The sequence below is a fragment of the Streptomyces sp. NPDC048111 genome (genome assembly GCF_043202815.1).
In the GTDB taxonomy this organism is placed as follows: domain Bacteria; phylum Actinomycetota; class Actinomycetes; order Streptomycetales; family Streptomycetaceae; genus Streptomyces.
Genome location: NZ_JBIDBD010000009.1, coordinates 201,545 through 221,984, shown reverse-complemented (window position 1 = coordinate 221,984; position 20,440 = coordinate 201,545). Strand labels below are relative to the sequence as shown.

The window sequence follows — 20,440 nt, the reverse complement described above, 5'->3', positions numbered from 1 at the left end:
GATCCGGCGCGCGCCGCGCGTACGGGTCCGGCCCGCTTCCCGGGGGCGAACGGCCGGCGCCGGGAAGGGACGTCAGCCGGCCGGAGGGCGGAGGAGGCCGAGCCGTACGTGCGCCGCGCACGCGGGTGAACGGAGGTCGGGGAGGTGGTGCTTCCCGGCCGCCGGGGTCGTCGGACTGGGGTGTGCAAACTTGGGGTGTGCACAGGGGGAGAACGTGTGTCACGCCTCCCACTTCGCGCCACTTTAGTCCACTCGCCCTTGGGGTCAATCAACCCTCCAGCGCGGCGCCGGGCACTTTTCTCACTCGTTCGGGTGAGGCCTCGCCGACCCTGTGGGGTGGCTCACAAGCAGCGGGTTGACCCGCTCTTTCCGCCCCCGTGACGCGCCCGGACGATCAGCGGCGGCTACCGTCGTATACATGTCGACTCCTGCGCACATACCCGCAGAGCCTCCCGCCCCCCGTCCGCACCTCACCGTCCGCGGCGGCGGCACGGTGACCGACCGCCTGGTGGAGGCGAACCGGCGCTACGCCGCAGCCTTCGACGACCCGGGCATGGACGCCCGCCCCGTGCTGCACGTGGCTGTCGTGGCCTGCATGGACGCCCGGCTCGACCTGCACGCGGCGCTGGGGCTCGAACTCGGCGACTGCCACACCATCCGCAACGCGGGCGGCGTGGTCACCGACGACGTGATCCGCTCCCTCACCATCAGCCAGCGCGCGCTCGGGACCACCAGCGTCATGCTGGTGCACCACACCGGCTGCGGCATGGAGTCGCTCACCGAGGACTTCCGGCACGCCCTGGAGGACGAGGTGGGGCAGCGCCCGGCCTGGGCCGTCGAGTCGTTCCGGGACGCCGACCAGGACGTACGCCAGTCCATGCAGCGGGTGCGGACCTCGCCGTTCCTGCCGCACACCGACGACGTCCGCGGTTTCGTCTTCGACGTCACGACCGGCCTCCTGCGGGAGATCGACCCGGCCGTCCGACCGTCGCAGGAACGGAAATAGGGGGACAACTCACTAACAATCCCCCGCACTTGTCCACAGGCAAGTGACACGGCGCGCCAACGGCAACAAGAATGCGGATGTGACACCGCGGTCGAACCGTTCGGCCGCGCTGTCCGTATTCCGGGGTGGGCCGGGCCGTTGGCAGTGCGCCGGCCCGGATGAAAGGGCCGAGGAGGGCCGGGTGACGACCTATGACGATCGAGCGAGCCTCAGCGATCTGACCGCCACAGCGGAGCGAGTCCGCGGGGCGGTGGAGCGCGTGATCGAGGGCAAGCCCGAGGTCGTACGGCTTTCGCTGACCGTACTGCTCGCCGAAGGGCACCTCCTGATCGAGGACGTGCCGGGCGTGGGCAAGACCATGCTGGCCAAGACCCTGGCCAGGTCCATCGACTGCTCGGTCCGGCGCATTCAGTTCACGCCCGACCTGCTGCCCTCGGACATCACCGGGGTGTCGATCTACGACCAGCAGCGGCGGGACTTCGAGTTCAAGCCCGGCGCGATCTTCGCCCAGATCGTGATCGGCGACGAGATCAACCGGGCCTCGCCCAAGACCCAGTCCGCGCTCCTGGAGTCCATGGAGGAGCGGCAGGTCACCATCGACGGCCAGACGTACGAGCTGCCCAGCCCGTTCATGGTCGTCGCCACCCAGAACCCGGTGGAGATGGAGGGCACCTACCCGCTGCCCGAGGCCCAGCGCGACCGGTTCATGGCCCGCGTGTCCATGGGCTATCCCACCCCCGAGGCCGAGCTCCAGATGCTCGACGTGCACGGCTCCGTCTCGCCGCTCGACGACCTCCAGCCGGTGGCCCACGCCCACGACATCGTCAAGCTGATCGACGCGGTGCGCGGGGTGCACGTCGCCGACGCCGTGCGGCGCTACGCGGTGCAGCTGGTCGGCGCGACGCGCAACCACCCGGACCTCCGACTCGGCGCCTCCCCGCGCGCCACGCTCCACCTGCTGCGCGCGGCGAAGGCGTCCGCCGCCCTGAGCGGCCGCGAGTACGCGCTGCCCGACGATGTGCAGGCCCTGGCCGTCGCGGTCCTCGCGCACCGGCTGCTGCCCACCGCGCAGGCCCAGCTCAACCGGCGCACCGCCGAGCAGGTCGTCCTGGAGATCCTCCAGCACACGCCCGTTCCGCAGGCCGGGAACCCGCTGTACGGCCAGCAGCCGCCCGGCGCCCGGCGGCTGTGATGGCGGCCGGGGGGCTCCCCGCCGAGTCCGCCGACGAGCAGGGCAGGGGCGGTCTCCGGGCGGCCCTGGCCGGCCTGACCACCCGCGGCCGCTCCTTCCTCGCGGCCGGCGTCGCCGCCGCGATATGCGCCTTCGTGCTCGGCCAGGAGGACCTGCTGCGGGTCGGGCTGCTGCTCGCCGTGCTGCCGCTGGTGTGCACGGTGGTGCTGTACCGCACCCGCTACCGGGTCTCCGGCACCCGCCGGCTGGAGCCGGGCCGGGTGCCGGCCGGCTCCGAGGCCCGGGTCCAGCTGCGCATCGACAACGTCTCGCGGCTGCCCACCGGCCTGCTGATGCTCCAGGACCGGGTGCCCTACGTGCTCGGTCCGCGTCCGCGCTTCGTCCTCGACCGGGTCGAGGCGGGCGGCCGGCGCGAGGTGTCCTACCGGGTGCGCTCCGACCTGCGCGGCCGGTATCCGCTGGGCCCGTTGCAGCTGCGTCTGACCGACCCGTTCGGGATGTGCGAGCTGACCCGCGCGTTCAGCGCGTACGACACCCTGACCGTCATCCCGAGGACCGAGCCGCTGCCGCCGGTGCGGCTGTCCGGCGAGGCCGCCGGGTACGGCGACGGGCGGCACCGCTCGCTCGCGCTGGCCGGCGAGGACGACGTGATCCCGCGCGGCTACCGGCACGGCGACGACCTGCGCCGGGTGCACTGGCGCTCGACCGCCCGCTACGGCGAGCTGATGGTGCGCCGCGAGGAGCAGCCGCAGCGGGCCCGCTGCACGGTGCTGCTCGACACCCGGGACATCGCCTACGCGGGCGCCGGGCCCGACTCGGCCTTCGAGTGGGCGGTCTCGGGCGCGGCCTCCGCCCTGGTGCACATGCTGGAACGGGGCTTCTCCGTACGTCTGTTGACCGACACGGGCAGCTCGGTGCCCGGCGAGGGGGCCGGCGGGTTCGCGGGCTCCACCCAGGACTCCTCGGACTCGGCGGGCCTGATGATGGACACCCTCGCGGTCGTCGACCACTCCGACGGCGGCGGCCTGTCGCGCGCCTACGACGTGCTGCGCGGGGGCAACGAGGGGCTGCTCGTCGGGTTCTTCGGGGACCTGGACGAGGAGCAGGCCGCCGTCGCCGCGAAGATGCGGCGGCGCAGCGGCGCCGCCATCGCCTTCGTGCTCGACAGCGGGCTGTGGACGCACGGCTCCGACGGGCACGGCCCGGCCGAGGAGCGGCTGCGGCAGCTGCGCGAGGCGGGGTGGACGGCGCTCGCGGTGCGGCCGGGGGCGGCGCTGCCCGACCTGTGGCGCCAGGCCGGGCGGGAACGGAGCAACACGGGGGCGGCGTCCGGCGCCGCGGGCACAGGAGGATGGTCATGAGCGGGCGCGGACGGCTGGCGCTGTGCGCCTGGCTTGCCACGGTGATGGCGGCGTGCTCGATGCTGCCGCTGGTCGACCCGGCGAGCTGGATCCTCCAGGCCGCCTTCCTGCTCGCGCTCCTGACCGGGGTCGGCGCGCTGGCCCGGCGGGTGCCGCTGGCCCGGCCGGTGACGGTGCTCGCCCAGGCCGTAGTGGCCCTCCTGATGCTGACCCTGGTCTTCGCGCGCCATCAGGCGATCGGCGGCGTACTGCCGGGTCCGGACGCCTTCCAGCAGCTGAGCACGCTGCTCCAGCAGGGCACCAATGACGTGGGGCAGTACGCGATCCCGGCCCCGGCCACCCCGGGCATCCGGCTCATGATGGTCGGCGGGGTGCTGGTCATCGGCCTGGCCGTGGACGCGCTCGCGGTCACGTTCCGCAGCGCGGCCCCGGCGGGCCTGCCGCTGCTCGCGCTGTACTCGGTGGCCGCGGGCCTCACCTCGGGCGGCGCGAGCTGGCTGTGGTTCGTGCTCGCCGCGGCCGGCTATCTGCTGCTGCTGCTCGCCGAGGGCCGCGACCGCCTCTCGCAGTGGGGGCGGGTCTTCGGCGGCTCGGCGCGGGCTGCCGGGCGCGACCGGCAGAGCGTGTTCGAGAACAACGCGCCGCTGGCCCCGGTCCGTACCGGACGGCGCATCGGCGCGCTCGCGCTCGGGATCGCCCTGGTGATCCCGGCGATGCTGCCGGCCCTGGACAACGGACTGCTGGGCCCCGGCGGCGGTGAGGGCGGCGACGGCACGGGCGGGACCATCTCGGCGGTCAACCCGCTGGTCTCGCTGCAGAACAGTCTGAACCAGCCCGAGGACCGCGAGGTGATGCGGTACAACACCAACGCGGCGGACACCCGGCAGATGTACCTGCGGATCGTCGCGCTCGACGAGTTCGACGGGGCGTCCTGGAAGTCCTCGGAGCGGCACATCAAGGACGTGCCGAGTCCCCTGCCCGCGCCCGACGGGCTGAGCCCCGCGGTCGCCGTCACCAGTGTGGAGACCAGCGTCTCGGCGGCCGGCTGGTACGCGCAGAGCTGGCTGCCCATGCCGTTCCCCGCGACCGAGGTCGCCATCAAGGGCGACTGGCGGTACGAGCCGGTCGGGCGGACCCTGGTCGGCGACCGCAAGCAGACGACGCGCGGCGCCCAGTACACGGTCTCCAGCCTCCTGGTCCGCCCGACCGCGGCCCAGCTGGCGAACGCGCCGGCGCCGTCGGCGGCCCTGCTCAAGGAGTACACCCGCGTCCCCGACTCGCTGCCCTCGGTGGTCGGCGCGACCGCACGGCGGGTCACCAGCGGCGCGGCCAACGGCTACGAGCAGGCCGTGAAGCTCCAGGACTGGTTCTCCACCAGCGGCGGCTTCAGCTACAACACCCACGTCCAGTCGGGCAGCGGCACCGAGGCCATCGCCAACTTCCTCAAGGACAAGGAGGGGTTCTGCGTCCACTTCTCCTTCTCGATGGCGGCGATGGCCCGCACGCTCGGCATTCCGGCCAGGGTCGCGGTGGGCTTCACCCCCGGCACTCCCCGGCCCGACGGCACGATGTCGGTGGGCCTGCGCGACGCGCACGCCTGGCCCGAGCTGTACTTCGAGGGCGTGGGCTGGACGCGCTTCGAGCCGACGCCGACGCGGGGCTCGGTGCCGGACTACACCCGGCAGCAGTCTCCGGTGGGCAGCCCGAGCAGCCCGGCCGAACCGTCCGCACGGGCCTCGAACGCGCCTTCCGCCGCGCCCAGCGCCTCCGACTCCTGCCCGCCGGCCGCCCGGCGCCTCGGTGACTGCGGCCCCTCGGCCGCGGCGGGCATCGCGGGCCCGACGGACAGCGGGCCCTCGGCCCCGGCGCTGATCGGTACGGCCCTGGGCGTGGCGGCGCTGCTCGCCCTTCCCTTCCTTCCGCTGCTGTGGCGGGGCCGGGTACGGGCCCGACGGCTCGGCTCGGGCGGGCGCACCCCGGCGGACGCGGTGGCCCGTACGCTCGCCGCCTGGCAGGAGGTCACCGATACGGCCTGGGACCACGGCATCCCGCCCGACGAGTCGCTGACGCCCCGCCGGGCGGCGGCCCGGGTGGTGCGCCTCGGCCGCCTCGACGGGGCGGCGGCCGAATCCGTCCACCGGGTGGCGGGCGCGGTGGAGCAGGTCCTGTACGCACCCGAGCCCCGGCCCACGCCCGGACTCGCGGACGACGTCACCCGGGTGGCGGCGGCCCTGCGCGCCTCGGCGGGCCGCCGCGCCGCCCTGCGCGCGATATTCGCCCCGCGCTCGGCCGTACGAGTGGGGTGGGCGCTGGCGCGGCGCTGGGAGGGGGTGCGTCGCGTGGCCTCCTCTCGCTGGGAGGGGGTGCGTCGCGTGGCCTCCTCTCGCTGGGAGGGGGTGCGTCGGGCGGGGTCTCGTGCTGGTGGGGCTTGAGGTGGGCGGGGGGCATCGAGCGCCCTGGGGCTCCGCCCCAGACCCCGAGGGATTTGCCCACCCACCCGCCCGTGACGGGGGTTGGAGGGCACCTGGCCCTGGGGCTGCGCCCCAGACCCCCAGGAGGCTGCCCACCCACCCGCCCGTGCAGGGGGCTGAAGGGTGCCTGGCCCTGGGGCTGCGCCCCAGACCCCCTTGAGGGGCTCCGCCCCTCGGACCCCGATCGCGCCTGAACGGCGCTCGTCCTCAAACGCCGGACGGGCTGAGGATGCGCATGCTGGCCCGCACCGGTGCAGTCAGGGGCGCGGGGAACTGCGCAAGGCAAGCTGAGATGCACGTGCGGGTCAGCACCGGTCCCGCCAAGGGGCGCGGGGAACTGCGCAAGGCAAGCTGAGTTACTCGCGCGGCCCAGCACCAGTCCTGCCAGGGGCGCGGGGAACTGCGCGAGAAGCGACCACGGTCCGCACACGACCGAGGGGTTGAGGGGCGCGGGGCACAGAAGGCACCCCGTCCCGCACCAGCACCGAAGGGGCGCGGGGACTGCGCGACCAGCCACCCACGGCCCGCACACACCAGAGTTCAGGGGCGCGGGGAACTGCGTGAGGGCAGCTCCGGGACGCCCGGAAAGCAGGGGCGGCGGTGCCGGCCGAGGGGACCCGGGGCCACGGCACGGGCCCCGGGATCGCCAAGGGGCGGCCACCCTTGGAAAGGTGACCGCCCCTGGAGCCGGCTCAGAGCGGGGCCGACGCTAGCGACCCTCGTCGCGCCGCCGCTGCCACCGCTGCTCAATCCGATCCATCACCGAGCGCCGCTGCCGAGCCTGCCGCTGCGCGGCAGAACCACCGGAACGCGCCTGTTCACCGGGCCGCGGCGCCTTGCGCCAGCCGGTCACCGCGAGCACCGCACATCCGAGCATGACGAGGAACCCCACCACACTGATCCAGATCTGCTGCGCGACCATTCCTGCCATGAGGAGCGCGATACCCACCAGGAAGCCGGCGACCGCCTGGTAGACCCGTCGCCGGGTGTACGTACGCAGCCCGCTTCCCTCAAGCGCTGTCGCGAACTTGGGATCTTCGGCGTACAGCGCTCGCTCCATCTGCTCGAGCATGCGCTGCTCGTGCTCCGAGAGCGGCACGGAGTCCTCCTACTCGTCGGTCGCGGGGGGCGACCGGATGCGGCCCCTTCAGGATAGGCAGGGAATCGCCCCCGTGAAACCCGCCCTCTACGCCCAATCACCAGCCGGGCCGCCAGGGCGGCTCGGCTGTGGAGATTCAATTCCCCGTGAGCCGATCCGTCATGCCGGACCGTGTCCCCCGATCATACGGGGCGGAGCCGCCGATCGGGGGGCCTGTGGCGTACTCCATGCGGCACAGCGTCGCTGATCAGCCCGCCGGGGGCCACCGGAGCGGGTCAGCCGAGCTTCTCGCCCAGTACGTGCAGCTGGGTGGCGACGGAGTGGAAGGCGGGAAGCTCCGCCGCGGCGGCCTCCAGCTTGAGCAGCGCGTCGAGGGCCCCGGGCTCGGTGTCCACCAGGACGCCGGGCACCAGGTCGGCGAAGACGCGCACCCCGTGCACCGCCCCGGCCCTCGCGCCGGCCGCGCCGACGAGCTCGACGAGCCGGTCGGCGGTGAACCGGTGCGGCACCGGGTCGCCGGCGCCCCAGCGGCCCGCCGGGTCCGACAGCGCGTGCTGGGCCTCGGTGAAGTGCCCGGCGAGCGCGCGGGAGAGCACCGCTCCCCCGAGGCCCGCGGCGAGCAGGCTGAGCGCACCCTCGGGCCGCAGCGCGTCCACCGCGTTGCGCACGCCCTCCGCCGGGTCCTCGACGTACTCCAGGACCCCGTGGCACAGCACCGCGTCGTACCCGCCGCGCTCGACCACGTCGAAGAGGCCGAGCACATCGCCCTGGACGCCCTGCACCCGCTCGGCCACCCCGGCCTCCGCGGCCCTGCGCTCCAGCGCGAACAGGGCGTTGGGGCTCGGGTCCACCACGGTGACCCGGTGCCCGAGCGCGGCCAGCGGGACCGCGAAGTTGCCGGAGCCGCCACCGGTGTCGAGGACGTCGAGGGCTTCGCGCCCGGTCGCCTTGACCCGGCGGTCTAGCGCTTCCTTGAGGACCTCCCAGACCACGGCGGTACGGAGGGAGGCGCGGGGGCGCATGGGGTCCGACACGGCAGTTGACTCCTCGGCGCGGTGCCGCCGCGGACGCGGCGTGGGAAGGGTGAAGACCCGTCCACCCTATTGCCTTCCCACACCGCTCCGGATCAGCCACGGATCATTGCCTTCCCACACCGCTCCGGATCAGCCATGGACCAGTAGTGGATCAGGAGTGGATCAGGAGTGGATCGGCTCCCGATCAGCCCCGGATCGCGCCCGGGCCCAGCCACGGATCGGCTCTCGCCCGGGCGGCCCGAGCGGCACGACCCGTCCCCCTCAACCCGCCCCCCGCTCCGCCTCCGCCTCGCGCGGTCGGGGCTGGGGAAGGACCGGCTGCAGGACGAGCAGGCGCTCGACCAGGCGCAGGAACATCGCCGCGTCGCGCAGCAGGTCGTCCGCGTCCCGGGCGGTGGCGGCGCCCCGGATGCCTGCCTCGGCGCGGGCCCGCCGGTCCGCCCCCGAGGCGAACAGGGCGCTCCACTCGGCCAGTTCGGGCGCTATCTCGGGCAGCACCTCCCAGGCGCTGCGGATGCGCTGCCGGCGGCGCGGGCTGGTCTCGGGCCGGCCGCGGGCGGCGAGCACGGCGGCCGCGGTGCGCAGGGCGGCCAGATGGGCCGTGGCGTACCGCTCGTTGGGGGCGTCGAGGACGGCGGCCTCGTCCAGACCGCCGCGGGCCTGGGCCAGGAGATCGAGGGCGGCCGGTGGTGCGCCCTCGCGGCGCAGCACGGGGTGGACGTCGTTCGCGGGGCCGCCCGCCGGACCGTTCAGTGAGGGGGCAGGGCTGCTTGCGCGGCGCCGGGGTACAGCTGCTGCGTGGGAGCGGGCCATGACGAACCTCCTGTCGTCGTGTGACGGCACTGTGGCCGTATGTGTCCATCGTGAGGGTCACCACTGACAATCGATTCGAATCGGGCCCTGACCTGCTTCTTTGCTCCGCACGAGGGTTCGGGTTATGTTTTGTACTGACCAGTCAGTTCAAATATCGTCGTCCGCTTGGGCCGGAGGCGCGTCCCCGGGGGACGCGCAGAGCAGGGGGGAATGTGGACAGCCCGCACACGGAGCCGCGCGCGGATGCGGCCGGCGCGGCGATCCGTGCCCAGAACTTCGGCCTCAAGGGCCCACGCGGCTGGGCCTTCCGGGGGATCGGCATCGACGCCGCCCCCGGCTCGCTCGTCGCCGTCACCGGCCCCTCCGGCTCCGGCCGCACCTGCCTGTTGCTCGCCCTCACCGGGCGGATGAAGCCCGCCGAGGGCTGGGCCCGGGTGGGCGGCGAACAGCTGCCCCGGAAGATGGCCGCCGTCCGGCGCTTCAGCGCGCTCGGCCAGGTGCCCGGGGTCAGCGAGCTCGACCCCGCCTTCACCGTCGCCGAGCATCTGCGCGAGCGCGTGATGCTCCAGCGGCGCTACGACGGCTCGCTGCGCTCGCTGCTGCGCTCCCCCGCCAGGCGCCGGGCCGAGTCCCGCGCGCTGATCGAGGAGGCACTGGCGGCGGCCGGGCTCGACACCGCCGCGCTGCCCAAGCGCGATCACACCTCCGTACGCGATCTCGAACGCCTGGAGGCGCTGCGCCTGACCGTGGCCCTCGCGCTGATCCACCGCCCCCGGCTGCTCGCGGTCGACGACACCGACATGAAGCTGTCGGACGCCGAGCGCGCGGCGGCCTGGGGCCTGCTGCGCTCGCTCGCGGACAGCGGGATCACGGTCCTCGCGGTGTGCAGCGAGGTGCCCGACGAGGCCGACACCGTGGTCACGACGGAGACCGGGGCAGCGGAAACCGCGGTGCCGGAAGGCGCGGAGGACGCGGAGGACACCGTGGCCGCGCGGGGCACGGCCGTGGGGAGCACCGCCGCGAAGGGCACGGCCGCGAAGGACACCGCGGCCGAGGACGCGACGACACAGGACGGCGCCGGGGACGGAGCCGCGAGCGGAGAGGGGGCGGACGATGCGATCGCCGCGACTGGCAGCGCTTGAGCTGAGGCGGTTCGGCAGGGGGAAGCTGCCGCGGGCCGCGCTGGTCGCGCTGCTCCTGCTGCCGCTGCTCTACGGCGCGCTCTACCTGTGCTCGTTCTGGGACCCCTACAGCCGTCTCGACCGGATACCGGTGGCCCTGGTCAACGACGACCGGGGCGCCGAGGCCGCCGGCCAGCAGCTCCGGGTGGGCGACGAACTCACCCGCAAGCTGCGGGACAGCAAGACCTTCGCCTGGCACGAGGTCAGTGACACCGAGGCCCGCGAGGGTCTCGAAAAGGGCACCTACTACCTGTCGCTGACGATGCCCTCCGACTTCAGCGAGCGCATCGCGTCCAGCTCGGGCGACACCCCCGAGACGAGCGCCCTCCAGGTGCGCACCAACGACGCGAACAACTACATCGTCGGCTCGATCTCGCGCACGGTCTTCGCCGAGGTGCGGGCCGCCGCCTCCACCAAGGCCTCCCGCTCCTTCCTCGACAAGATCTTCATCTCGTTCGGCGACCTCCACGACCAGACGGAGAAGGCGGCCAAGGGCGCCGGCGACCTCAAGGACGGGCTCGGCAAGGCCAAGGACGGCTCCAAGGCGCTGGCCGACGGGCTCGGCGACGCCAAGGCCGGCAGCGGCAAGCTGGCCGGCGGCATCACCAAGCTGGACACCGGCGCGGGCGCCCTGGCGAGCGGCGCCCGGCAGGTCGCGGACGGCACCCAGCGGCTCGCGGACGAGGCCAACGGAGTGGCCGGCAAGGCCCGGCCGTACCTCAAGGACAACGGCAGGACGGTCGGGGACGCCGCGAAGCTCCTGGCCGACTCGATCCAGCCGGTGCGCGACCACCTCAAGACGATCATCGAGCTCGCGCCGGCCGCCGCGTCCGGCACCCACAAGGCCTCCCAGGACCTCGACGCGCTCTACCAGCAGCTCTGCGTGGACACCGCCACCACGGGGCAGGTCTGCCCCAAGCTGAAGGAGGCCAAGAAGGCGATGGCCACCGGTGCGACCCTGACCGCCGACGTCAACAACCTCGTCAAGGACCAGGGCGGTGACTTCAGGAAGCTCGACAAGAGCCTCGCCGACCTCCAGACCCAGGCGCGGGACCTGGCCGCGAAGGCGCCCCACCTCGCCGGCGACCTGAACCAGAAGATCGCCGACGTCAACCGGCTCAACAAGGGCGCGCACGACGTGGCCAAGGGCGCGGCCGACATCCACTCCGGTCTCGGCACCGCCAAGAAGGGGTCCACCGACCTCGACGCGGGTGTGGGCAAGCTGAAGAAGGGCGCGGGCACCCTGGACGGCGGGATCGTCAAGCTCTCCGACGGCTCGGTGCAGTTGTCGAACGGCCTGCACGACGGCGTCGGCAAGATCCCGGACTACGACAAGCAGCAGCGCGACCAGCGCACCGGCGTGATGGCCGACCCCGTCCAGCTGGCCTCGCAGGCGATGCACAAGGCACCCAACTACGGCACCGGCTTCGCCCCGTACTTCATCCCGCTGTCCCTGTGGGTGGGCGCGATGGTGGCGTACATGCTGATCGCGCCGCTCAACCGGCGCGCCCTGGCCGCCGGGGCCTCGGCCTGGCGGATCGCGTTCGCGGGCTGGCTGCCGGTGGCCGCGATCGGGCTGCTGCAGATCGCCGCCCTGATGGCGGTGCTGCACTACGGGCTCGGCCTCGAAATGCAGCGGACCGCGGGGACGCTGGGCTACCTGGCGCTGACCTCCTGCTGCTTCGCGGCGATCGTGCAGTGGATGAACGCCAAGTTCGGCGCGGCCGGACGCATCCTGGTGCTCGCCGCCCTGATGCTCCAGCTGACCTCGGCGGGCGGCACCTACCCCGTCCAGACCAGCCCGGCCTTCTTCGACGCCATCCACCCGTACCTGCCCATGAGTTACGTCGTGGACGGCCTGCGCCGGCTGATCACCGGCGGCGACCTGGGCGTGGTGTGGCAGGGCTGCGCGGTCCTCGCGGCCTTCACCGCGGGCGCCCTCGCGCTGACCGCGCTCGCCGCGCGGCACAAGCAGGTGTGGTCGCTCGACCGCCTCCACCCCGAGCTGAGCCTGTGAGAATCGACGTCATGGACAGCAGCAGCACCAGACGCCAGGCGACCCGGCAGAAGCTGTACGAGGCCGCCGTGACGCTCATCGCCGAGCAGGGCTTCTCGGCCACCACGGTGGACGAGATCGCCGAGCGGGCCGGCGTCGCCAAGGGCACGGTCTACTACAACTTCAAGAGCAAGACCGAGCTGTTCGAGGAGCTGCTGCGGCACGGCGTGGGCCTGCTCACCGCCTCGTTGCAGTCGGCCGCGGACGAGACCGACGAGCGGGGCGGGACCAGGATCGAGGCGCTGGACGCGATGATCCGGGCCGGTCTCGGCTTCATCCACCGCTATCCGGCCTTCACCCAGCTGTACGTGGCCGAGCTGTGGCGCACCAACCGCGCCTGGCAGTCGACGCTCCTGGTGGTGCGCCGGGAGGCGGTGGCGGTGGTGGAGACGGTGCTGCGGGACGCGGTGGCCGGCGGCGAGCTCAGCGAGGAGATCGACATCCCGCTCACGGCCGCGGCCCTGGTCGGGATGGTGCTGGTGGCCGCGCTCGACTGGCAGGCCTTCCAGAGCGAGCGCTCCCTCGACGACGTCCACGCGGCGCTCTCGCGACTCCTGCACGGCCGGGTCGGCGGGCGCTGACCCGGCAGCCGGTCCGCGACGGACGCACGCCGGGCCGGTGCGGTTCAATCCCCCTTGAACCGCACCGGCCCGGCGTTTCCCCCGTACCCCTCACGGAAGGGAGCCGTGCCGGTTCCGCCGCCCCGTGCCGGCGGTACCGGCGCTGCGCCCTTCCGTGACCTCCACCTTCCCGTCCGCGCAGGTGGGAGCCCATCCGTGCGGGTACTCATCTCGCCGTCTAGGTACGGATACTCAGACCTGCGCGCGCGACCCCAGGCCCGGCCTCATCTGGCTACCATCACGACCGTGTCCGTACTCCCCCTCGTTTTCACCAGCGGCTGGGCGAGCGGGATCAACGCGTACGCGGTGGTCCTGCTGCTCGGCATCTTCGGCGCCACCGGCCTCAGCGACGAGGTGCCCGACGCGCTCCAGCGGCCCGACGTCCTGATCGTGGCGGGCGTGCTGTTCCTCTGCGAGGCGGTCGCCGACAAGATCCCGTACGTCGACTCGGTCTGGGACTCCGTGCACACGGTGATCCGGCCGATCGCGGGCGCGGTCGTCGGCGCGCTGCTCGCCGGACAGAACGGCTCGCTGCCGGACCTCGCGGCCGGCGCGGTGGGCGGCTCGTCCGCGCTGCTCAGCCATCTGGTCAAGGCCGGGACGCGGATGGCGGTGAACACCTCGCCCGAGCCGTTCAGCAACATCGCCCTCAGCACCGCCGAGGACCTCGGCGTCGCCGGGCTCATCAGCTTCGCGCTCTTCCACCCGCTCGCGGCGGCCGTCATCGCGGGCACGCTGCTGCTCCTGGGCCTGGTGATACTGGTGGTCCTGTGGCGCAGGATCCGCCGGTTCCGGCGGCGCAGGGCGCAGCGCCGCGAGGAGAAGCGGCTGGCGGCGGCCGGGGTGCCGCGACCACCCGGGTGAGCTGTCGGCGGCGGCCGATAAAGTCGCCGGCATGGCACGAATTGCGGTGATCGGCGCCGGTGCGGGCGCCATGGCGGCGGCCGCCCGGCTGGCCGTGGCAGGCCACCAGGTGACGGTGTACGAGCGCGCGGCGACGTACGGCGGGGCCCTGGGGCGGTTCGAGCGGGACGGGTTCGTCTTCGACACCGGCCCCGCCCTGCTGCGGCTGCCCGCCGTCTATCGCGACCTGTTCGTGAAGACCGGCAAGGAGCCGCTCGAAAGCCGTGTGGAGCTCGCGCCGGTGGACCCGGCGGCGCGCCACGTCTTCGCCGACGGCAGCGAGGTCGCCCTGCCCAACGCCTCGCGCGCGGGCGTGCTTTCGGCGCTGGACGGCGCGCTCGGCGCGGGCGCGGGCGAGCGCTGGGGCGCGTTCCTGCTCCGGGCCAGGGAGGCCTGGGACCGCACCCGCAGGCCCCTCCTGGAGGAGCCGCTCTGGCCCAACTGGGAGGTGCTGGCGCGCGAGCCCTACCCGGCGCCCAAGCAGCGCAGGCTGCTGCGCCCGCCCCGGCAGGCGGCCACGCTGGGCGAGGTCGCCGCCTGGGAGCTGGGCGGCGGCCGGCTCGGCGCGCTCCTGGAGAGCTACGCCCTGGAGTACGGCCTCGATCCGCGCACGGCCCCCGCCTCGGCCGCGGTGCTGGCCTACATGGAGCAGACCTTCGGCAGCTGGTACGTGCGCGGCGGCACCCGGGAGCTGGCGCGGGCGGTGTACGAGCGCTGTGTGGCGCGGAAGGTCGCGTTCGTCTTCGGCGCCGAGGTGCGCGCGATCCACGAGAAGGACGGCAGGGCCGCCGGGCTCGAACTCGCCGACGGCACGCCGGTGGAGGCCGACCACGTGGTGTGCGGCATCGATCCGCGCGGGCTCGAACGGATGCTGCCGGGGCGGGAGTTGTGGGCGCCGGGGCGGGTGCGGCCGGCGGCCGCGCGGTGGCCGAGCCGGTTCACGGTGCTGCTCGCGCTGCGCGGCGCCCGTGCCTCGGACGCGGTGCACCGCACGGTGGTCCACTCCCCCGGCGCCCCGGCCGGGTCCCCGTTCGCGGGCCCGGCCGCCGTCCCGCCGACGGTCACGGTGCTGCGCCCGGACGATCCGGCCACGCGCCCCGACGCCGGCCACGAGGCGGTGACGCTGACGGCGACCGTCGCTGCGCAGGGCCCGGCCGACTGGACGGACCGGGAGCTGGTGGCGCGCTTCACCGACGAGCTGCTCGGGGCCGCGGCACGGGCCGTGCCGGAGCTGCGCGAGCGCCTGCTGTGGCACGAGGTCCGCACCCCGGCGGACGTGGAGCGGGCCACCGGCGCCGGCGGCGGTGCGGTGCCCGCGCCCTCCCTGGCCGGCGCCGGGGCCGCGCTGCTCCACCCGTCGAACAGCACGGCGCTGCCGGGGCTGCATCTGGCCGGCGGCTGGGCGCACCCCGGCGGCGGGCTCGCCCACGCCGGGATGTCGGGCGCGCTGGTGGCCGGTCTGATCGTGGAGGGGGAGGACTTCCGGGGCTCGCAGTGAACCCGCGCCGCCGACCGGCCCCGGGTTCCGGCGCCGACCGCCTCGGGCCCCAACGGCCGCGCGGGGCCGGTCAGTAGCGGTAGGGCTGCTGCTCGGGGTACTGCGGCAGGTCGGGCCCGTTCTGGTGGACCGGGTGGTTCGGGTCGTACGGCTGCTGTGCCTGCGGGGCGGCCTGCTGCTGGTCGTACGGGACGTACTCGCCGTCGCGCTGCTGCGGCACCCAGACGCCGCCGGGCGGGGTGTCCGTGCCGTACTGCGCGGTGAGCGGGTCGGCGTAGGAGGAGTCGGGGTAGGACTGCTGGCCGCCGAAACTGTCGTAGCCGCCGTAAGTCCCGTAGGCCTGGCCCCCGTTGCCGATGTACGGGTCGGAGTACGCGGCGTACTGCCGCTCGCCCGCGTCCGTCCCGTCGTACTGCGGGGTGTAGGGGTCGGCGTACGGCTGCTGCGGGTCGTAGTCGCCGTACTGGGGTGCCGCCTGGGGCTGCTGGGGCGTTCCGTAGACGCCGTACTGGCCGGTGTCGTCGGGCATCGGAAGCGGTTCGTAGACCGAATCGGCGTGCGCCGCCGGGGCGTTGGGGTCCGGCGCGCCGGCTTGCGGGGCCTCGTCGTACTGGAGGTCCGAGACTTCGAGGACCGGCTCGGCCGCGGGGGCGCCCCTGCGGCCCGCCTTGCGGCGCCGGCTCGCGCCCGGTTTGCCGCCGATCGCCCAGCCGGTGGAGAAGCCGCTGCGGAAGGACAGCGTGACGTAGACCTGCCCGACGGCGAAGGCGACGGCGCCCACGATGATCACGAGGACGGACGGGACGAGGACGCCGACGACCACGCCCAGAAAGCCGGTGAAGGCCAGCAACCGCCAGCGCAGCCGCGCCTTGTACTGCAGCAGCACCTCGCCGAGCAGCCACAGTGCGACGATCGCGAACGCGATGTAGAGGACCGTCCAGCCCATGTACGCCCCTCATTCTCCTGCCCCGGGTACGGCTGTCCCACGACCCGGGTACCGGTTTTCGGCTACGCCTGCTGGTGCAGACCGAGATTCTCGTAGATTTCGAGCGTCGCCGTGGAGTTGTTGAGGGTAATGAAGTGCAACCCGGGAACGCCATCGGCGAGCAGCCGCGAGCAGAACTCGGTGGCGAACTCGATGCCCATGGAGCGTACAGCGGCCGGATCGTCCTTGACCGCAAGCATCCGCTCGCGCAGGTCGTCCGGGAAGGCCGCGGTGCTGAGCTGGGGCAGCCGTTCCAGCTGCTTCACGCTGGTCACGGGCATGACTTCGGGGATGATCGGGGTCTCGCAGCCGGCCGCCACGACCCGGTCGCGCAGCCGGGAGTAATTGTCCGGCTCGAAGAACATCTGGGTGATGGCGTAGTCCGCGCCCGCACGGCACTTGTCCACGAAGTGACGGATGTCCGTGTCCCAGTCCGCGGAGCGGGGGTGCATCTCGGGGAAGGCCGCGACACCGACGCAGAAGTCGCCCGACTCCCGGATCAGCGACACCAGTTCGGCCGCGTAGGCCACGCCCTGGGGATGCTTGACCCACTCGCCCATCGGGTCGCCCTTCGGGTCGCCGCGCACCGCGAGGATGTTGCGGATCCCGGCGTCGGCGTACTGGCCGACGGTGTGGCGCAGTTCGGCGACCGAGTGCCCGACGGCGGTGAGGTGGGCGACGGGGGTGAGGGTGGTGTCCTCGGTGATCTGCTGGGTGGCCTCGACGGTTCCGGAGCGGGTGGTGCCGCCGGCGCCGTACGTCACGGAGACGAAGTCGGGGGCGACCGCCTCGACCCGGCGCAGCGCGTTCCAGAGGTTCCGCTCGCCCTTCTCGGTCTTGGGCGCGTAGAACTCGAAGGAGTACGTGGTCTCGCCGGTCGCGAGCATGTCGCGCACGGTTCGTGCGCGATCAGTCCTGGTGGAAGCTGTGCCAAGGGCCATACTCGCAGGTTAGCCACGGGGGCCCGGCACCCCAACCAAACGGGGGTGAATTGTCTCGATTGCCGGACTTCTGTCCACCCCTCGGACAGCGGACGGTTTCCTGGGGGACGCGGGCCCTCCGGTTGGCCGCCCGGCCCCCTCCGGGTCCTCCGGACCGGTCAGACGAGCCGCTCCCGGACCCGCCGGGCGAGCCGGGCCGCGGCCTCGGCCGGGTCGTCGGCCTCGGTGAGGGCCCGTACGACGACGATGCGGTCGGCGCCCGCGTCGAGCACCTCGTCCAGGTTGTCCGCGTCGATCCCGCCGATGGCGAACCAGGGCCGGGCGGTGCCGAGCGCGGCGGTGCGGCGCACCAGGTCGAGGCCCGGCGCGTGGCGGCCCGGCTTGGTGGGGGTGGGCCAGCAGGGGCCGGTGCAGAAGTAGTCGACGCCGGGCTCGTCGGCGGCGGCGGCCGCCTCGGCCTCGCTGTGCGTGGAGCGGCCGATCAGCACCTGGTCGCCCAGGATGGCGCGGGCCGCGGGGACCGGGAGGTCGCCCTGGCCCAGGTGGAGCACATCGGCGCCGATGGCGTGGGCCACGTCGGCCCGGTCGTTGACCGCGAGGAGCCTGCCGTGCCGGCGGCAGGCCTCGGCGAGGACGGCCAGGTGCTCCAGCTCCTCGGCGGCCTCCATGCCCTTGTCGCGCAGCTGCACGATGTCCACGCCGCTGGAGAGCACCGCGTCCAGGAACGCGGGCAGGTCGCCCTGGCGCTTGCGGGCGTCGGTGCACAGGTAGAGCCGGGCGTCGGCGAGCCGCTCACGGGCCGTGGGCATGGGAGTCCCCCGTTTTGATCGTCGTCGGCCGGGCCGCGCGGGTGTACGGGCCGGGTGGACCGGACCGTACACCCGTGCTCACGCGGCGCCGACGGGCGGGCTCGTCCCGGTCAGAGGGCGAGCGCCTGGGCGCGGCGCTTCACCTCCGTGCCGCGGTTCTCGGCGAGCGCCTGCGCGGGGGTGCCGGGCAGGCTCGGGTCCGGGGTGAAGAGCCACTCCAGCATCTCCTCGTCGGAGAAGCCGTCGTCGCGCAGGAGCGTGAGCGTTCCCACCAGGCCCTTGACCACCTTGTCGGTGTCGATGAAGGGGGCCGGCACCTGCAGTGCCCTGTTCTCTCCGCGGCGTACGGCGATGAGCTGGCCCTCCTTGACCAGCTGCCGTACCCGGGTCACCTCCACGTCCAGCATCTCCGCGATGTCGGGGAGGTGGAGCCAGGCGGGGACGAGGGCATCGATCTTTGCGTCAATCTCGGTCACGCTCCAAGCGTGCCACCTCCCGGGGGCACCCGGTACCGGGGCACCCCCTCGGGGGGCCTCCACCCCCGGCCCCCTGGGCTCCGCCCCGGCCCCGCTTAGGCTCGCCCCCGGCCCCGCTGGGTTCCGCCCCGACCCCGCTGAGGCTCGACCCCGGCCCCGCTCGGACCCACCCCCGGGCCCGCTGGGGCTTTGCCCCCCTGCTCCCCCCTCGGGGGCGCTGCCCCCGGGCCCCCGCTCCTCAAGCGCCGGAGGGGCTGGCTTCGGCTGCGGACCGTGCGGGGCTGGTCGCGCAGTTCCCCGCGCCCCTGTAGGGCACCCCGCACCCCACCTGGCGCCCCTCCGCGGCAAACCCGCACGCCCGGCGCGGTCCGGCACCGATCCCGCCAGGGGCGCGGGGAACTGCGCGAGAAGCGACCACGGCCCGCACACGAAGACGGGGTTGAGGGGCGCGGGGAACTGCGCAAACCCAGGGCCCGCCCAACCCCGCCAGGGGCGCGAGGAACTGCGCAAGGCAGGCCAGATACGGCATGCGGGCCAGCACCGATCCCGCCAGGGGCGCGGGGAACTGCGCGAGAAGCGAGCACGGCCCGCACACGAAGGCGGGGGCGAGGGGCGCGGGGCAGGGCCCCGGGGGGCGGGCTCTGCCTGCGCCCCGCACGGAAAGCCCCCGCACAACCCGCCCCCCGCCCAGGGGCTACCCCAGCGAAGCCGACTTCAGCGGGATCGTGGGGTCCGCCACCTTCGCCGGGTCCAGGGGGGTCGCGGATTCGATCAGTTTGCGGGCCTGGGCCAGGTCGCGGGGGCGGCCCACCGTCAGGACCGCCACGAGGGCGCCGTCGCGGAGCCAGCACACCGACCAGGGGGTCGCCGACGGGTCGCCGCGGTGGATCAGCTCGTCGGTGTCGGCGTGGTGGCCCGCGTACTGCACGAAGCGGCCGAACTGCTCGGACCAGAAGTACGGGACCGGGTCGTAGTCGGTGGGCTGCTCCCCGACGATGTCCGCCGCGACCGTGCGCGGGCCCTGGAGGGCGTTGTCCCAGTGGTGGACCAGCAGGCGCTCGCCGAAGCGGGCCGAGGGGAACGAGACGCAGTCACCGACCGCGTACACGCCGGGCAGCGAGGTGCGCAGCCGGGCGTCCGCGGTGATCGCGCCCTCGGGGCCGAGGGCGATGCCGGAGCCGGCCAGCCAGCCGGTGGCCGGCCGCGCGCCGATGCCGATGATCACCGCGTCGGCGGGCAGCCGGCGGCCGTCGGCGAGCAGCACCTGGCCCGGCTCCACGGCCCGGACCCGGGCGCCGGTGATCAGTTCCGCACCGGACTCGGCGTACCAGGTGGCCATGGGGGCCGCGACCTCGGCGGGCAGCACCCCGGCGAGGGGCCGGGCGGCGGCCTCCACGACGGTGACCTCGCAGCCCGCGTCGCGCGCGGCCGTGGCGAACTCCGCGCCGATCCACCCGGCGCCCACCACCACGATCCGGTGCCGCTGGTCGAGGACCGGGCGCAGGCGCCGCGCGTCGTCCAGGGTGCGCAGGAGGTGCACCCCCGGCACTCCCCCGCTGCCGGGCAGCGTGAGCGGTTCGGCGCCGGTGGCGATGACCAGGGTGTCGTAGCCGATCTCGCCCGCCCCGGTCACCACCCGGCGCTCGGCGGCCCGCACCGCGGTGACTTCGAGGCCCAGGCGCAGGTCCACGCCGAGCGCGTCGAAGTCCACTTCGAAGGCCGAGCCCTCGGCCTTGCCGAGGAGGACGGCCTTGGACAGCGGGGGCCGGTCGTAGGGCTGGTGGGGTTCGGCGCCGATGAGGGTGATGGCTCCGGTGAAGCCCTGTTCGCGCAGGGCCACCGCGGTCTGCACCCCGGCCATGCCCGCGCCGACGACCACCACGTGCCGCGCTTCGGATTGCGTCTGCTGTTCGCTCACCCGATCACCATAAGCAGCTGACTATGCGTCAGGTAGGGGGCCCGGGTGCCCCGGGCGCGCGGACGGTCCCTTACTGC

General features: G+C 74.0%; 17 protein-coding genes. 9 read left to right on the top strand and 8 right to left on the bottom strand.

Annotated elements, in window-relative coordinates; translation table 11 throughout:
- Window positions 1-418 precede the first annotated feature (418 nt).
- The 4 genes from ACGF3I_RS18240 (at window position 419) to ACGF3I_RS18225 (ending at window position 5,991) form a co-directional block, all read left to right on the top strand.
- A complete protein-coding gene (locus ACGF3I_RS18240) occupies window positions 419-1,006 on the top strand; it encodes a beta-class carbonic anhydrase (RefSeq protein WP_393133140.1) in 588 nt (195 codons plus the stop codon).
- A 181-nt stretch (window positions 1,007-1,187) separates the two neighbouring features.
- Complete coding sequence (locus tag ACGF3I_RS18235; protein WP_393133138.1) at window positions 1,188-2,198, top strand: AAA family ATPase; 1,011 nt, start codon at window positions 1,188-1,190, stop codon at window positions 2,196-2,198.
- Entirely contained in the window at window positions 2,198-3,559 is a 1,362-nt protein-coding gene (locus ACGF3I_RS18230) for a DUF58 domain-containing protein (protein WP_393133136.1), read from the top strand. Before ACGF3I_RS18235 ends, ACGF3I_RS18230 begins: the two co-directional genes overlap by 1 nt.
- Window positions 3,556-5,991 carry a DUF3488 and DUF4129 domain-containing transglutaminase family protein gene (locus ACGF3I_RS18225; protein ID WP_393133134.1) on the top strand — a complete coding sequence of 812 codons (2,436 nt, stop codon included), beginning with the start codon at window positions 3,556-3,558 and terminating at the stop codon, window positions 5,989-5,991. The genes ACGF3I_RS18230 and ACGF3I_RS18225 overlap by 4 nt, the downstream gene beginning before the upstream one ends.
- Window positions 5,992-6,739: 748 nt before the next feature.
- On the opposite strand, the gene ACGF3I_RS18220 is transcribed toward ACGF3I_RS18225, so the two are convergent.
- The 3 genes from ACGF3I_RS18220 to ACGF3I_RS18210 all read right to left on the bottom strand — a co-directional run bounded on the left by ACGF3I_RS18220 (window position 6,740) and on the right by ACGF3I_RS18210 (window position 8,976).
- A complete protein-coding gene (locus tag ACGF3I_RS18220) occupies window positions 6,740-7,129 on the bottom strand; it encodes a DUF3040 domain-containing protein (RefSeq protein ID WP_393133132.1) in 390 nt (129 codons plus the stop codon).
- Window positions 7,130-7,404: 275 nt separating this feature from the next.
- Complete coding sequence (locus ACGF3I_RS18215) at window positions 7,405-8,163, bottom strand: class I SAM-dependent methyltransferase (protein WP_393133130.1); 759 nt, start codon at window positions 8,161-8,163, stop codon at window positions 7,405-7,407.
- Between the two features lie 261 nt (window positions 8,164-8,424).
- The gene (locus ACGF3I_RS18210) at window positions 8,425-8,976 is read right to left on the bottom strand and encodes an SAV_6107 family HEPN domain-containing protein (RefSeq protein ID WP_393133128.1); all 552 of its coding nucleotides are present in this window, start codon (window positions 8,974-8,976) and stop codon (window positions 8,425-8,427) included.
- A gap of 212 nt (window positions 8,977-9,188) precedes the next feature.
- Here ACGF3I_RS18210 and ACGF3I_RS18205 point away from each other — a divergent pair, with 212 nt between their 5' ends.
- The 5 genes from ACGF3I_RS18205 to ACGF3I_RS18185 all read left to right on the top strand — a co-directional run bounded on the left by ACGF3I_RS18205 (window position 9,189) and on the right by ACGF3I_RS18185 (window position 15,234).
- Window positions 9,189-10,118: an ATP-binding cassette domain-containing protein gene (locus ACGF3I_RS18205; protein ID WP_393133126.1), complete on the top strand. Its 930-nt coding sequence runs from the start codon at window positions 9,189-9,191 to the stop codon at window positions 10,116-10,118.
- Window positions 10,090-12,174 (top strand): YhgE/Pip family protein, encoded by a 2,085-nt coding sequence (locus ACGF3I_RS18200; protein ID WP_393133124.1) that lies wholly within the window; start codon window positions 10,090-10,092, stop codon window positions 12,172-12,174. The genes ACGF3I_RS18205 and ACGF3I_RS18200 overlap by 29 nt, the downstream gene beginning before the upstream one ends.
- An 11-nt stretch (window positions 12,175-12,185) precedes the next feature.
- A complete protein-coding gene (locus ACGF3I_RS18195) occupies window positions 12,186-12,794 on the top strand; it encodes a TetR/AcrR family transcriptional regulator (protein WP_393133122.1) in 609 nt (202 codons plus the stop codon).
- A gap of 285 nt (window positions 12,795-13,079) precedes the next feature.
- The gene (locus tag ACGF3I_RS18190; RefSeq protein ID WP_393133120.1) at window positions 13,080-13,697 is read left to right on the top strand and encodes a DUF4126 domain-containing protein; all 618 of its coding nucleotides are present in this window, start codon (window positions 13,080-13,082) and stop codon (window positions 13,695-13,697) included.
- A 31-nt stretch (window positions 13,698-13,728) separates the two neighbouring features.
- On the top strand, window positions 13,729-15,234 hold the full coding sequence (locus ACGF3I_RS18185) for a phytoene desaturase family protein (protein ID WP_393133118.1): 1,506 nt from the start codon (window positions 13,729-13,731) through the stop codon (window positions 15,232-15,234).
- Between the two features lie 70 nt (window positions 15,235-15,304).
- Here the strand turns inward: ACGF3I_RS18185 and ACGF3I_RS18180 are convergent, their stop codons facing one another.
- From ACGF3I_RS18180 to ACGF3I_RS18160, 5 genes are all read right to left on the bottom strand, one after another.
- On the bottom strand, window positions 15,305-16,180 hold the full coding sequence (locus ACGF3I_RS18180) for a hypothetical protein (RefSeq protein WP_393133116.1): 876 nt from the start codon (window positions 16,178-16,180) through the stop codon (window positions 15,305-15,307).
- 62 nt (window positions 16,181-16,242) lie between these two features.
- Window positions 16,243-17,160, bottom strand: a complete 918-nt coding sequence (gene metF, locus ACGF3I_RS18175) for a methylenetetrahydrofolate reductase [NAD(P)H] (RefSeq protein WP_393133114.1) — start codon at window positions 17,158-17,160, stop codon at window positions 16,243-16,245.
- Between the two features lie 158 nt (window positions 17,161-17,318).
- Window positions 17,319-17,969 carry a thiamine phosphate synthase gene (gene thiE, locus ACGF3I_RS18170; RefSeq protein ID WP_393133112.1) on the bottom strand — a complete coding sequence of 217 codons (651 nt, stop codon included), beginning with the start codon at window positions 17,967-17,969 and terminating at the stop codon, window positions 17,319-17,321.
- 110 nt (window positions 17,970-18,079) lie between these two features.
- A complete protein-coding gene (locus ACGF3I_RS18165) occupies window positions 18,080-18,445 on the bottom strand; it encodes an Rv2175c family DNA-binding protein (RefSeq protein ID WP_393133110.1) in 366 nt (121 codons plus the stop codon).
- 694 nt (window positions 18,446-19,139) lie between these two features.
- Complete coding sequence (locus ACGF3I_RS18160; protein WP_393133108.1) at window positions 19,140-20,363, bottom strand: NAD(P)/FAD-dependent oxidoreductase; 1,224 nt, start codon at window positions 20,361-20,363, stop codon at window positions 19,140-19,142.
- Window positions 20,364-20,440 lie beyond the last annotated feature (77 nt).